The following is a 13,616-nucleotide window of genomic DNA, read 5'->3' on the forward strand; positions in this document are numbered from 1 at the left end:
GGGGCCCGCCGACAGCACCGTAAGCCAGCTCACTCCCGCTCGAACCGGTATCCCATCCCCGGCTCGGTGATGAAGTGCCTCGGGTGCGCCGGGTCGGTCTCCAGCTTGCGCCGGAGCTGGGCCATGTAGACCCGCAGGTAGTTCGTCTCCGTCCCGTACGACGGCCCCCACACCTCCTGCAGCAGCTGCCGCTGGCCGACCAGGCGTCCGGTGTTGCGGACCAGGACCTCCAGCAGGTGCCACTCGGTCGGGGTGAGCCGGACGTCCCTGCCGCCCCGGTTGACCTTCTTCGCGGCCAGGTCGACGGTGAACGCCTCGGTCTCGACGGTCGTCACGTCGTCCTCGCCCGGCCCGGCCGGCTCGGCCCGGCGCACGGCGGCCCGCAGCCGGGCCAGCAGCTCGTCCATGCCGAACGGCTTGGTCACGTAGTCGTCGGCGCCCGCGTCGAGCGCCTGCACCTTCTCGTCGGAGGAGTGCCGGGCGGACAGCACCAGGATGGGCACCCGGGTCCAGCCGCGCAGGCCCCGGATCACGTCGACGCCGTCCATGTCCGGCAGACCCAGGTCGAGGACGACGACGTCGGGGTGGCGGGACGCGGCCAGTTCCAGGGCGGTCCTGCCGTCGGGGGCGGAGTCGACCTCGTAGTGGCGGGCCTTGAGGTTGATCACGAGAGCGCGCACGATCTGCGGCTCGTCGTCGACCACGAGCACCCGGGTCGTCATAGGGGCTGCCTTTCCGGTTCGGCGGTGTCCCGCGGGCCGTGCGGGGAGTCGGGAGGCGATCCTGCCGCGCGCAGGCTCAGCACCATGGTGAGCCCGCCGCCCGGCGTGTCCTCGGCGTCGAGAGTGCCGCCCATGGCCTCGGCGAAACCGCGCGCCACCGCGAGCCCGAGCCCGACCCCGGCACCGCGCGGAGCGTCCCCGTACCGCTGGAAGGGCGCGAAGATGCGGTCCTTCGCCTCGTCGGGCACCCCGGGCCCCCGGTCGACCACGCGGATCTCGACGCGGTCCACCAGGGCGCTGGCCGAGACCAGGACGCGCTGCCCGCGGGGGCTGTACTTGACCGCGTTCTCGACCAGGTTGGCCACGGAGCGCTCCAGCAGCCCCGGGTCCACGGCGACCATGGGCAGGGTCTCGGGCACGTCCAGTTCCACGCTGTCCTCGGGGACGCCGCCGAGCGCGACGGGGACGACCTCGTCCACGTCGATCTCCCGGATGAGCGGGGTGACCGTGCCGGTCTGCAGGCGGGACATGTCGAGCAGGTTGCCGACCAGGTGGTCCAGCCGGTCGGCGCCCTCCTCGATGCCCTCCAGCAGCTCCGCCCGGTCCTCCTCGGACCAGGCCACGTCGTCGGAGCGCAGGGAGGAGACGGCGGCCTTGATGCCGGCGAGCGGGGTGCGCAGGTCGTGGCTGACGGCGGCCAGCAGGGCGGTGCGGATGCGGTTGCCCTCGGCGAGCGCGCGGGCCCGGTCCGCCTGCTCCTGCAGGCGCCCGCGGTCCAGCACGACGGCGGCCTGCGCGGCGAAGGCGGCGAGAACCCGGCGGTCCTCGGCGGGCAGCACCCGGCCGGTCAGCGCGAGGGCCATGTGGTCGCCGACCGGCATGTCGACGTCGGCGTCCTCGGGCCGCCGCAGCGGCGGCCCGAACCCGGCGCGGCCGGCGCAGGTCCAGGGGTCGACGTCGCCCGCCCGCTCCAGCAGGGCCGCCGACTCCATGGCGAAGGTCTCCCGGACCCGCTCCAGCAGCTCCTGCAGGCCCGTCTCGCCGCGCAGCACGTTGCCGGCGAGGAAGGACAGGATCTCCGACTCGGCGCGCAGCCGGGCCGCCTGGTGGGTGCGCCGGGCGGCGAGGTCCACCACCGAGGCGACCGCCATGCCGACGCCGAAGAAGATCGCGATGGCGACGATGTTGCGGGGGTCGGCGATGGTCAGCCGGTGCAGCGGCGGCGTGTAGAAGTAGTTCAGCAGCAGGGAGCCGAAGGCGGCCGACGCCAGGGCGGGCAGCAGACCGCCGAGCAGGGCCGCCGCGACCGTGACGGCCAGGAACAGCAGCATGTCGTTGGCGAGGCCGAGGTCGCCGGTGTTGAGCAGCACCGCGAGGACCGCGGGTCCGGCCAGGCCCACCAGCCAGCCCCACAGGATCCGGGTCCGGCCGAGGCGCGCACCCCGGGCGACGGGCAGTCCGCGGCCCTTGGCGGCCTCCTCGTGGGTGACGATGTGGACGTCGAGGTCGGGGCCGGACTCGCGGGCGACCGTGGCGCCGACGCCGGGCCCGAAGACGTACTGCCAGGCCTTGCGGCGCGAGGAGCCGAGCACGACCTGGGTGGCGTTGACGCCGCGCGCGAACGCGAGCAGGGCGGCCGGTATGTCGTCGCCGACCACGTGGTGGAAGGTGCCGCCGAGGTCCTCCACGAGGGTGCGCTGTACGGCCAGTTCCTTCGGGGAGGCCGAGGTCAGGCCGTCACTGCGGGCTATGTACACGGCGAGCACCTCGCCGCCGGCGCCCTTCTCGGCGAGCCGGGCCGCACGGCGGATGAGGGTGCGCCCCTCGGGGCCGCCGGTGAGGCCGACCACGATCCGCTCGCGCGAGCCCCAGATCCGGGAGACCCGGTGCTCGCTGCGGTACGCGGTCAGGTGCTCGTCGACCCGGTCGGCCACCCACAGCAGGGCCAGCTCGCGCAGGGCGGTGAGGTTGCCGGGGCGGAAGTAGTTGGACAGGGCCGCGTCGACCTCGTCCGGCTGGTAGATGTTGCCGTGGGCCATGCGGCGGCGCAGCGCCTGCGGGGACATGTCGACCAGCTCGATCTGGTCGGCGCGGCGCACGACCTCGTCCGGCACGGTCTCGCGCTGCCGAACGCCGGTGATGGACTCCACGACGTCGCCGAGGGACTCCAGGTGCTGGATGTTGACGGTGGACACGACGTCGATCCCGGCGGCGAGCAGCTCCTCGACGTCCTGCCAGCGCTTGGCGTTGCGGGAGCCGGGGACATTGGTGTGGGCGAGTTCGTCCACGAGGGCGACGGCGGGGGCCCGGCGCAGCACGGCGTCGACGTCCATCTCGGCGTGGGTGGTCCCCCGGTGCTCCAGCCGTCTGGGCGGGATCTGCTCCAGGCCGTTCAGCAGGACCTCGGTGCGGGGCCGGTCGTAGTGCTCGACGACGGCCACGACGCAGTCGGTGCCCCGCTCGGTGCGGCGGTGCGCCTCGGACAGCATGGCGTAGGTCTTGCCGACGCCCGGCGCCGCGCCGAGGTAGATCCGAAGCTTGCCGCGTGCCATGGCCCCATTGTCTTCCCGTGACCCCCGTTCGAGCAGCGTCGACCCTACGGCCCGCGATGCGGACAAAGCGGACGGGAGGCCGGTCGGCGGAGGTCTTTGACGCAACCCTGACGGATCGGACCGGATCCAGGGGCCGGGTCGGTCCGGGTCAGTGCCCGGCGATCTCGCCGTCGCGCAGCTCGAGCACCCGGTCGGCGAGGTCGAGGAGGGTCGTGTCGTGGGTGGCGACCAGGGCGGTCGCCCGCTCGCTGCGGACCACGGCCCGCAGCAGCTCCATGACGGCGTGGCCGGTCTCGGCGTCGAGCTGGCCGGTGGGCTCGTCGGCGACGATCAGGGCGGGGCGGTTGGCGAGGGCCCGGGCGATGGCGACCCGCTGCTGCTGGCCGCCGGACAGCTCGCCGGGCCGCTGGGCCGCGTGGTCGGCGAGGCCGACGAGGGAGAGCAGCAGGTCGACGCGCTCCTCGCGTTCGCGCGGCTCGGCCCGGCGCAGCCGCAGCGGGACGCCGACGTTCTCGGCGGCGGTGAGGATCGGGATGAGCCCGAAGGACTGGAACACGAACCCGATCCGGTCCCGGCGCAGCTCCAGCAGCCCGTTCTCGCCGAGCCCGGCCAGGTCCCGCCCGTCGACCTCGACCCGGCCCCGGTCGGGGGTGTCGAGTCCGCCGACGATGTTCAGCAGGGTGGTCTTGCCGGAGCCCGAGCGCCCCTTGAGGGCGACCAGCTCACCGCGCGGCACCCCGAAGGAGACCCCGCGCAGGGCGTGGACGGCGGCGGCCCCGCGCCCGTACGACTTGTGGACGTCCTCGACCCTGACCATGGTCCCGGTGATCACGCCGCTCACTGCGCCTCCCCCGTCGGCTGGCGCCAGTATCCCCGCGGCCGCCCGCCCCGGACAACGGCCCGGTCCCGAACAGGGGCCGGGGGCGCCGCGAAACGGACCGCGCGCCCGTGCCCGACATGCGGCCGCACGGCGCGGGCACGGCCTCTGCGCACCAGCCTCCCGACGCACCGCAGGCGCCAAGCCCGACGAAAGGCCGGACGGCATACCGCATGCCCCGGCCACTGCACCCCGCGTACATGCCGCGAGGCGAGCACACCCCGCCCGGAGAACCGTCCGACGCACCGCAGCCGTCACCCCGGACACGGCCGGGGCAACGCCCGACCGCACGACCGCCACCGGCATCCCGCCACCACCGCGCGGCGCACCCCGCCCGGACACGCCGACCCCGCTGCAATCGGGACCGTTTCCCGAGCGGACCTCGCGACCGTCTGTGCCGCCGCACGGCCACGGGCGCGGTCCGACGCCGCGGGGCCCGGACCCTGGACCGGCTCCCGCAGGGGAACGCGGCGGGCCGCATCTCAGTGAGATGCGGCCCGTGTGTCTGCGGCTGAACCGGCGGAGCGCTCAGCGGACCTCGGTGATCTCCGGGCCGCGCTGCAGCTGGCCCATGCCGCCGGAGAAGCGCGAGCCCTCCTCCTGGGCGATGCCCTCGGGGACCATCTGGGCGTCGTTGGGCAGCTGCAGGACGATCGGGTCACGGGGCGCCATCGGGCCCTCGCCGCGGACCACGACCGTGTCCCGGAAGATCTGCTCCAGCAGGCCGGCCGCCTGCGGCTGCACCGCGCCCTGGCCGGAGATGACTCCGCGCAGGAACCAGCGCGGGCCGTCCACGCCGACGAACCGGACGACCTGGAAGCCGCCGGTGCCGTCGGGCAGCTGCACCGGCACCTGGGCGCGCAGCTCCCAGCCCAGCGGACCCTCGACCTCGTCGACGATGCCGCCCTGCTGGGTGATGCCGGAGGCGATCTCCTCGCGCACCTCTCCCCAGATGCCCTCGCGCTTGGGCGCGGCGAACGCCTGGAGCTGGATGGCGCTGTCGCGCAGCACCACGGTTGCCGCCACGATCGCGTCGCCGGCGACCTCCACCCGCAGCTCCATGCCGTCCACGCCGGGCACGAACAGACCGCCGAGGTCGACCCGGCCCTCGCCCGGGTCGCGCACCTCGCCGCTGTCCCACGGCCCGTCGGGCCGGGGCCCGGGCTCCAGCCGGACGCGCTCGCGCCCGGCCTCCACTTCCTCGTCCGCCTCGGTGTCGACGCTGTCGACGACCTGCTCGGCCTCGCCGGCCGCGTCCTCGGCGGCACCCTTCTTGTTGCGACGTCCGAACACGTCACTGTCCTTCCCGGTCGGATACGACCGAAGCGTATCGATTCCCACCCGTCAGCCCGCCCAGGGCGGCCTGACCGCTTGTGCCGCTCTCGTCGCCCACCGCGGCATGGCCACCGGTGGACCCGAAGCCCCCTCCGGCCCGCGCCGAGCCGGGAAGTTCCGCCACCTCCTGGAAGCGGACCCTCTCGACCTGCTGGACGACCAGTTGGGCAATCCGGTCGAAGCGCTCGAACCGCACGCTCTCGCGCGGGTCGAGATTCACCACGATCACCTTGATCTCCCCACGGTACCCGGCATCAACCGTCCCCGGGGCATTCACCAGGGCGACACCGCAGCGTGCGGCGAGCCCCGACCGGGGATGCACGAAGGCCGCGTACCCCTCCGGCAGCGCGATCGACACCCCCGTGGGGAGCACGGCCCGCTCGCCGGGCCGCAGTTCGCACGTCTCGGTGGTGCGCAGATCCGCGCCGGCGTCCCCCGGGTGCTCGTACGCCGGAAGCGGTACGTCCGGGTCGACGCGCCGGATCGACACGTTCAGGGGACCGCGGCCGGGGGCGGTCACGGGTTCACCTCGAAGGCGCGGGCCCGGCGGATCTGGTCCGGGTCGCTCATGGCGGCCTGGATCTCCTCCTCGCGGCCGTGGTCGATGAAGTGGTCGACCTTCACCTCGACGAAGAGGGCGTCGGCGCGGACCGCGACGGGTCCGTCGGGGCCGCCGATCCGCCCGGTGGCGGTGGAGTAGATCTTCCGTCCGGCCACGGCGGTGACCTCGGCCTGCAGGTGCAGCGTGGTGCCCACCGGCACCGGCCGCACGAAGTCGGTCTCCAGCCGGCCGGTGACCGCGATGGTCCGCAGCAGCCAGTTCAGCGAACCGAGGGTCTCGTCGAGCGCGGTCGCCAGCACTCCCCCGTGCGCGAGGCCGGGGGCGCCCTGGTGGGCGGGCTGGACGGTGAACTCGGCGGTCAGCGAGACGCCCTCGCCGGCGCGGGCCTCCAGGTGCAGCCCGTGCGGCTGCTCGTGACCACATCCGAAACAGCGTTCGTAGTGGGCGCCGAGCGGCTCGCCGGGTGCGGGAGCGTCGGGGTGCCGTACCGGTGTCACGGCGTCGGCGGGCGGCTGAAGAGCTGGGGAACTACCACTCACGACCGCAGACCTTACCCGGCCGCCCCGGCTCCGGCGTGCTCCGGATACCGTGCCAAGCTTGGCTCCATGCAGCTCTCCGCCGCCCCCTACGAAGAACGCCTCACCACCCCTCGCTCGTGGTGGCTGATCAGCTTCCTCGTGGGTGTCTCCTTCGCCCTGATACTGCTCCCCTTCGGCACCCTGCCGATGCTCGGCGGCCTGGTCGGCGGTACCGCCGCGGCCGCGGTGGTGGCCAGCGCCTACGGCTCGCAGCGCATCCGGATCGTGGGTGACTCGCTGATCGCGGGCGAGGCGAAGATCCCGGTGTCGGCGCTCGGCCCGTCCGAGGTCCTGGACCCGGAGGAGGCGCGCGCCTGGCGGACGTACAAGGCCGACACCCGGGCGTTCCTGCTGCTGCGCGCCTACATTCCGACGGCGCTGCGGGTGGAGGTCACGGACCCGGAGGACCCGACGCCGTACCTGTACCTGTCGACCCGGGAGCCGGAGAAGCTGGCGGCGGCCATCGAGGCGGCGCGGGCGGCGCAGGCCTGACCGGCGTCAGTCGCCCCGCTCCCGGCGGCCGCCCGGCTCCCCGGGGAGTTCCCCGGGCAGGGCTTCGGAGATGTCGCCCAGCCGGAAGGGTTCCGCCGGCTTCTCCAGTGGCGGCAGCTCGGGCAGCCGGTCCCAGGGCACCCGGATCCTGCGGAGGTCGGCCCTGACCCGCGCGGCGAGCCTTCTGGTGTCCCTGCGGTTCAGCGCCGCGCCGACCGCGGCGCCCACCATGAACGGCATGAGGCTGGGCAGATCGCGGACCATGCGCTTCATGATCTGCTGACGCAGCCGGCGTTTCATGCCGCCCCCGAGGGCCGCGTCGATGCTGGAGGGCTTGAGCAGGTCGATGCCGCGCTCCCCCGACCAGGAGGACAGGTACACGGCGCTGCGGGTCTTGAGGCTCCCCGGCGGCCGTACGCCGTACACCTCGTAGAGCTCGGCGATGAGTTTGAGTTCGATCGCGGCGACGCCGGTGATCTCCGCGGCCAGTTCGGTCGGCATGGCCGGAGGTACGGGCAGCATGGCCGCGGCCCCGATGCCGGCCCCGACGGTCGAGGTCCCGGCCGCCGCGCCCGCCACGAGTGTGTCGGCGAGCTCTTCGGGTCCGAGGCCGGGGAACTGCCTGCGCAGCGTCGCGAGGTCGCGTACGGGGATACGCGGGGCGATCTCGATGATCCGGTCAGCGAGGTACCCCAGCCCCGCCCGGGCGCGGCTGCCGCCCCTGCGGGCCCCTTCCCGGGCCAGCTCGCGGATGACAGCGGCCCGTCGCCGGGCGGCGGGCGCGAACTCCTGCGCCGGCCGGCCGGACGGGCCGGACGCGGCTTCGAGCGGGGCCCCCGCACCGGGTGAGCCCCGCTCGTCGTCACGCGCGCCGTGCGGGCCGTCGTACGGCCCCTTGTCCGCTCCCGGAAGGTGGAAGCGGCGCTTCCGAGGAGGGGTCGAGCCAGTCACGGCCGACCCGTCCTCAGTCGCAGTCGCGGCAGATCGGCTGGCCGTTCTTCTCCCTGGCCAGCTGGCTGCGGTGGTGCACCAGGAAGCAGCTCATGCATGTGAACTCGTCCTGCTGCTTGGGCAGCACACGGACGGCCAGCTCCTCGTTCGAGAGGTCGGCGCCCGGGAGCTCCAGGCCCTCGGCCGCCTCGAACTCGTCGACGTCCACCGAGGAGGTGGTCTTGTCGTTCCGGCGAGCCTTCAGCTCTTCAAGGCTGTCCGAGTCGACGTCGTCGTCGGTCTTGCGTGGAGTGTCGTAATCGGTTGCCATGTCGCTCTCCCCCTCTGGGTGTCTGCGGTGTCTCCAGCGCACGTAACGCGTGAGAGGCCGGACTTGTGCCCGACCTGAGGCGGAGATTTTGCCTCACATCAAGGTCTGTTACTCAATCGACACCCAACCCGACCCCTCAAGAGTGATCGGCTTGGATGGCGGTGAGGACCGTACACGGTTCGAATGTCGCGCCTCAAAGGCGCCTCACCGTGTACTTCCCGTGATCAAGAGCCCTGAAAACAAGCATTTTCCCGGCTTTAGGGCCCCTGTCATGATCACTGAGAGTACATGGCCGGAAATCCGTCCATGTGATCGATCACACAGAGCGAACACCTGGGGACGGCCAGAAAATTCCGCCCAAAGCGAACGTGCTCCGCGTGTGTCGGCCCTCGGTCACACAGGCAGGGTGACACGCATCACCAGACCACCGCCCTCGCGAGGCCGGGCCACGATGTGCCCGCCGTGCGCGCGGGCCACGGACCGCACGATCGACAGGCCCAGGCCCACACCCTTGTCACTGCCCGTGCGCTCCGTGCGCAGACGTCTGAAGGGCTCGAAAAGATTGTCGATCTCGTAGGCGGGCACCACCGGCCCGGTGTTCGTGACGGTGAGCACCGCCTGCCCGTGCTGCACCTCGGTGGACACCTCCACCCACCCGTCCTCGGGCACGTTGTAGCGCACGGCGTTCTGGACGAGGTTCAGCGCGATCCGCTCCAGCAGGACGCCGTTGCCCTGCACCACGGCGGGCTTGCGCTCGCCGCGGATCTCCACGCCCTTGGCCTCGGCCTCGGCGTGCACCTGGTCGATGGCCTGGCCGGCCACCTCGGCCAGGTCGACCGGCTTGCGCTCGACGATCTGGTTGTCGCTGCGCGCGAGCAGCAGCAGGCCCTCCACGAGCTGCTCGCTGCGCTCGTTGGTGGCCAGCAGGGTCTTGCCCAGCTGCTGCAGCTCCACGGGCGCCTGCGGATCCGACAGGTGCACTTCGAGCAGCGTCCTGTTGATCGCCAGCGGTGTGCGCAGCTCGTGGGAGGCGTTGCCGACGAAGCGCTGCTGGGCGGTGAAGGCGCGCTGGAGGCGCTCCAGCATGTCGTCGAAGGTGTCCGCGAGCTCCTTGAGCTCGTCGTCCGGTCCGTCCAGCTCGATCCGCCGGGACAGGTCCGAGCCGGCCACCTGGCGGGCGGTCCGGGTGATCCGGCCGAGCGGGGACAGCACGCGGCCCGCCATCGCGTAGCCGAACGCGAACGCGATCACGGCGAGACCCAGCAGGGCCAGCAGCGAGCGGCTGAGCAGGTTGTCCAGGGCCGCGTGGCGCTGGGAGTCCACGCACCGGCTGATCGCGTCGTTGAAGTCCTGCAGCGGCACGCTGTTGGTGTCGCTCATGGCGTTGATGGCGGGGCAGTTGTCGCTGGAGATCTTCAGCTCCTGGAAGCTGACGATCTTGAACAGCGGCTGGTTGCCCGAACTGATCGCCTGGGCGGCCAGCAGGTAGATGATCGACAGCAGCAGGATGCCGGCGATCAGGAACATGCCGCCGTACAGCAGCGTGAGCCGTATCCGGATGGTGGGGCGCAGCCACAGGACGGGCGCCTGGGGCCGGCGGGGGTCCCAGGTGGGCTTCGGGGGCGCCTGGGGCGGCGTGGGGGTCGTGGCCACGGCGGATCAGATCCGGTAGCCGGAGCCGGGCACGGTGACGATCACGGGCGGCTCGCCGAGCTTGCGGCGCAGCGTCATGACCGTCACCCGGACCACGTTGGTGAACGGGTCGGTGTTCTCGTCCCAGGCCTTCTCCAGCAGCTGCTCCGCCGAGACGACCGCGCCCTCGCTGCGCATCAGCACCTCCAGCACGGCGAACTCCTTGGGCGCGAGCTGGACCTCCTTGCCGTCGCGGAAGACCTCGCGGCGGTTGGGGTCGAGCTTGATGCCGGCGCGCTCCAGGACCGGCGGCAGGGGCACGCTCGTACGGCGCCCGAGGGCACGGACACGCGCGATGAGCTCACTGAACGCGAACGGCTTGGGCAGGTAGTCGTCGGCGCCGATCTCCAGGCCCTCGACGCGGTCGCTGACGTCACCGGAGGCGGTGAGCATGAGCACGCGGGTGGGCATGCCCAGCTCGACGATCTTGCGGCAGACGTCGTCGCCGTGCACCAGCGGAAGGTCCCGGTCGAGGACGACCACGTCGTAGTCGTTGACGCCGATGCGCTCCAGGGCGGCCGCACCGTCGTACACGACGTCGACGGCCATGGCCTCCCGGCGCAGTCCGGTGGCCACCGCATCGGCGAGCAGCTGCTCGTCCTCGACGACGAGTACGCGCACGTCGCTTGTCCTTCCTGTGTCCACCCGCGTAGCGCGCCGTGGGCGCGCGCGGGCAGGGGTGTCCGTGGAATGTGACTCCATCCTGCCCTTTTCGGCCGTAAGTCGGCTGTAAGGCGGTCTTCCGGCCGCAGGGAGCGGGCTCCCGGGGCGGCGGCACAAGATTTTCTCCGGAGGTGAGGTTTCCGCGTCGAAGCGGAAGGGGAGGACGGCTTGTACACCCCGCGATCACGCTCTGCACGTGCCGCAGCACCATGCGGTACTTCGCTGTCCGCTTCCGCAGAGCGGTGTGGGTGTCCGGCACCGTCGCCGCCCGGCCGGGCAGCGCTGGGCACCTGCGAGAGACGTGATCGCCCCTCCCGAACGGCACACCCCCGTGCCACCGACCCACCCGACCCAGGACGAGGGGGCGCAGCATGGACGCTTTCACCGCAGGACTTCTGCAGCGCATAAGGGCGACCGAGTCCGATCTGACGCGGGCTCGTGACGAGGGCGACGACTTCCTCGTCGAGGTGGAGCAGGCCGAGCTCGACGACCTGCGCCGCCTCGCCGCCGAACACGGTGTGGAAGTCGGCGCGTCACGCGTCTGACCGGCCCGGCGGCCACAGGAGGGACCCCGGCGAATCCAGCGCCGGGGTCCCTTCGCGTGTACGGGCGGGTCCTCGTGGCGCCGGCCCGGTGCCCGTGCGGGCCCTGCCCGGCCGGCCGAGGCCGTCGTGGCCCGTCCGCACGGCGTCGTCTCGGCCAGCGGCGAAGGGTCCGGCGGCGGTCCCCTCAGTCGTGCCAGGCGCCGAAGTCCTCCAGCAGGTGCTGGAGGGGCTCGAAGACGCCCGGGGTGCCGGCGACCGTCAGGTCCCGCGAGGGGCGCTCTCCGGGGCGGCCACCGGTCAGGGCGCCCGCCTCCCGCGCGATCAGGTCACCGGCGGCGACGTCCCACGCGTGCAGGCCCCGCTCGTAGTACCCGTCCAGCCGGCCGCAGGCCACGTCGCACAGGTCGACCGCCGCCGACCCGCTGCGCCGGATGTCCCGCAGCAGCGGGATGAGCCGGCCGGCCACCTCCGCCTGGTGGGCGCGCACCCCGGCGACGTAGTTGAAGCCGGTGGAGACCAGCGCCTGGTCCAGCGACGGCGCGGGACGGCAGGACAGCGCCCGCTCGCCCTCCCACGCGCCCGTGGCCCACGCGCCGCCGCCGCGCACCGCGTGGTAGGTCTCGCCGCGCATCGGCGCCGCGACCACACCGGCGACGACCTCGCCGTCCTGCTCGGCCGCGACGGACACCGCCCAGGTCGGCAGCCCGTAGAGGTAGTTGACCGTGCCGTCGAGCGGGTCGATCACCCAGCGGACGCCGCTCGTGCCCGCCACGGACGCGCCCTCCTCGCCGAGGAAGCCGTCGTCGGGCCGCTGCCCGGAGATCAGGTCGGTGATCAGCTTCTCCGCCGCGATGTCCATCTCGGTGACGACGTCGATGGGGCTGGACTTGGTCCTCGCCACCGCGAGGTCGGCCGGACGGCCGTCCCGCAGCAGCTCTCCGGCACGGCGGGCGGCCTCCCGGGCCAGTTCGAGCAGGTCCCGGTGCAGGGCGTCGGTCACGTGGCTCCTCACGCGTAGGGGCTGTCGGCGCCCGCGGCGGCCGGCCGGGGCGCACGGGCCGGGCAGCAGCCGGCCGGGCAGACGTCGTGGCTCGCGCCCAGGGCGCCCAGGGCGCAGGGGGTGACCCGCTGCCCGCGCTCCCCGGCGGCCCGCTCCAGGATCAGCTCGCGGATCGCCGCGGCGAACCGCGGGTCGGCGCCCACGGTGGCCGAGCGGCGCACCGGCAGGCCCAGCTCCCCGGCCTTGGCCGTGGCCTCGGTGTCGAGGTCGTAGAGGACCTCCATGTGGTCGGAGACGAATCCGATCGGGGCCATGACGACCGCCGGGACGCCGGCCGCGTGCCGCTCCTCGAGGTGGTCGCAGATGTCCGGCTCCAGCCAGGGGATGTGCGGGGCGCCGGAGCGGGACTGGTAGACGAGCCGCCACGGGTGGTCGACGCCGGTGCGCTCGCGGACCGCGTCGGCGATCAGCTGGGCCACGTCCAGGTGCTGCTCGACGTAGGCGCCGCCCTCCCCGTGGGCCTCGACGGGGCCGGAGGTGTCGGCGGCGGCGGTGGGGATGGAGTGGGTGGTGAAGGCGATGTGGGCCCCGTCGCGGACGTCCTCGGGGAGGTCGGCGAGGGACCGCAGCACACCGTCGACCATGGGCTCGACGAAGCCGGGGTGGTTGAAGTAGTGCCGCAGCTTGTCGACCCGCGGCAGCTCCAGGCCCTCCGCCTCCAGCGCGGCGAGCGCGTCGGCGAGGTTCTCGCGGTACTGGCGGCAGCCCGAGTAGGAGGCGTAGGCGCTGGTGGCGAGGACCAGGATGCGGCGGCGGCCGTCGGCGACCATCTCGCGCAGGGTGTCCGTCAGGTAAGGGGCCCAGTTGCGGTTGCCCCAGTACACCGGCAGGTCCAGGCCGTGGCCGGCGAAGTCCTCGCGCAGGGCGTCCAGCAGGGCGCGGTTCTGGGCGTTGATGGGGCTGACCCCGCCGAACAGGAAGTAGTGCTGACCGACTTCCTTCAGGCGTTCCCTGGGGATGCCGCGCCCGCGCGTGACGTTCTCCAGGAACGGGACCACGTCGTCCGGGCCTTCGGGACCGCCGAAGGAGAGCAGGAGCAGGGCGTCGTAGGGGGTGGCATCGAGCGCGTCTGGCATGACTCGATCCTGCCATCCGGCGCCGACAGCCGGGCAACGGTGGGGTGAAGAGTCGGCTTCCGGATGATTCAGGCAGGTTTATCCCCGGGGCCCTTGGGTCGCGTTCCCCCGGAAACCCCGGTGCGCGGGGGTGACCCGCTCCGTAAGCTGTATCAGCCGCATTGACGCCTTACCCGCCCGCAGCCCACCCGCACCGGAGAC

The 13,616-nt window shown here is 73.0% G+C and carries 14 protein-coding genes; 2 read left to right on the forward strand and 12 right to left on the reverse strand.

The annotated features are described in order from the left end of the window. Positions 1-29 precede the first annotated feature (29 nt). The 6 genes from AQJ66_RS29875 to AQJ66_RS29900 form a co-directional block, all read right to left on the reverse strand. Positions 30-722 (reverse strand): response regulator, encoded by a 693-nt coding sequence (locus AQJ66_RS29875; RefSeq protein ID WP_061928212.1) that lies wholly within the window; start codon positions 720-722, stop codon positions 30-32. After that, positions 719-3,274, reverse strand: a complete 2,556-nt coding sequence (locus AQJ66_RS29880; protein ID WP_061928213.1) for a sensor histidine kinase — start codon at positions 3,272-3,274, stop codon at positions 719-721. Before AQJ66_RS29880 ends, AQJ66_RS29875 begins: the two co-directional genes overlap by 4 nt. 148 nt (positions 3,275-3,422) lie before the next feature. Then, the gene (locus tag AQJ66_RS29885) at positions 3,423-4,115 is read right to left on the reverse strand and encodes an ABC transporter ATP-binding protein (protein ID WP_061928214.1); all 693 of its coding nucleotides are present in this window, start codon (positions 4,113-4,115) and stop codon (positions 3,423-3,425) included. A 564-nt stretch (positions 4,116-4,679) separates the two neighbouring features. Continuing rightward, entirely contained in the window at positions 4,680-5,444 is a 765-nt protein-coding gene (locus AQJ66_RS29890; protein ID WP_061928215.1) for a DUF3710 domain-containing protein, read from the reverse strand. Between the two features lies 1 nt (position 5,445). Beyond that, entirely contained in the window at positions 5,446-6,006 is a 561-nt protein-coding gene (dut, locus tag AQJ66_RS29895) for a dUTP diphosphatase (RefSeq protein WP_061928216.1), read from the reverse strand. Then, positions 6,003-6,587 (reverse strand): PaaI family thioesterase, encoded by a 585-nt coding sequence (locus tag AQJ66_RS29900; protein WP_061928217.1) that lies wholly within the window; start codon positions 6,585-6,587, stop codon positions 6,003-6,005. The genes dut and AQJ66_RS29900 overlap by 4 nt, the downstream gene beginning before the upstream one ends. 66 nt (positions 6,588-6,653) lie before the next feature. On the opposite strand from AQJ66_RS29900, the gene AQJ66_RS29905 reads away from it, so the two are divergent. Then, a complete protein-coding gene (locus AQJ66_RS29905) occupies positions 6,654-7,118 on the forward strand; it encodes a DUF3093 domain-containing protein (protein ID WP_061928218.1) in 465 nt (154 codons plus the stop codon). A 6-nt stretch (positions 7,119-7,124) separates the two neighbouring features. On the opposite strand, the gene AQJ66_RS29910 is transcribed toward AQJ66_RS29905, so the two are convergent. From AQJ66_RS29910 to AQJ66_RS29925, 4 genes are all read right to left on the reverse strand, one after another. After that, positions 7,125-8,069 carry a hypothetical protein gene (locus AQJ66_RS29910; RefSeq protein WP_061928219.1) on the reverse strand — a complete coding sequence of 315 codons (945 nt, stop codon included), beginning with the start codon at positions 8,067-8,069 and terminating at the stop codon, positions 7,125-7,127. A 13-nt stretch (positions 8,070-8,082) separates the two neighbouring features. Beyond that, complete coding sequence (locus AQJ66_RS29915) at positions 8,083-8,379, reverse strand: DUF4193 domain-containing protein (protein WP_053655247.1); 297 nt, start codon at positions 8,377-8,379, stop codon at positions 8,083-8,085. A gap of 393 nt (positions 8,380-8,772) precedes the next feature. Next, positions 8,773-10,032, reverse strand: a complete 1,260-nt coding sequence (locus tag AQJ66_RS29920) for a sensor histidine kinase (RefSeq protein WP_061928220.1) — start codon at positions 10,030-10,032, stop codon at positions 8,773-8,775. 6 nt (positions 10,033-10,038) lie between these two features. Beyond that, entirely contained in the window at positions 10,039-10,692 is a 654-nt protein-coding gene (locus AQJ66_RS29925) for a response regulator transcription factor (protein ID WP_003993508.1), read from the reverse strand. Positions 10,693-11,105: 413 nt separating this feature from the next. Between AQJ66_RS29925 and AQJ66_RS39545 the strand changes: the two genes are divergently transcribed. Beyond that, positions 11,106-11,279, forward strand: coding sequence for a hypothetical protein (locus AQJ66_RS39545; RefSeq protein ID WP_167359198.1), 174 nt, complete (start codon positions 11,106-11,108; stop codon positions 11,277-11,279). 184 nt (positions 11,280-11,463) lie between these two features. On the opposite strand, the gene AQJ66_RS29930 is transcribed toward AQJ66_RS39545, so the two are convergent. After that, complete coding sequence (locus tag AQJ66_RS29930; RefSeq protein ID WP_061928221.1) at positions 11,464-12,279, reverse strand: inositol monophosphatase family protein; 816 nt, start codon at positions 12,277-12,279, stop codon at positions 11,464-11,466. Positions 12,280-12,287: 8 nt separating this feature from the next. Beyond that, positions 12,288-13,415 carry a ferrochelatase gene (locus tag AQJ66_RS29935; RefSeq protein ID WP_061928222.1) on the reverse strand — a complete coding sequence of 376 codons (1,128 nt, stop codon included), beginning with the start codon at positions 13,413-13,415 and terminating at the stop codon, positions 12,288-12,290. Positions 13,416-13,616: the final 201 nt, after the last annotated feature.

It is taken from the genome of Streptomyces bungoensis (assembly GCF_001514215.1).
In the GTDB taxonomy this organism is placed as follows: domain Bacteria; phylum Actinomycetota; class Actinomycetes; order Streptomycetales; family Streptomycetaceae; genus Streptomyces; species Streptomyces bungoensis.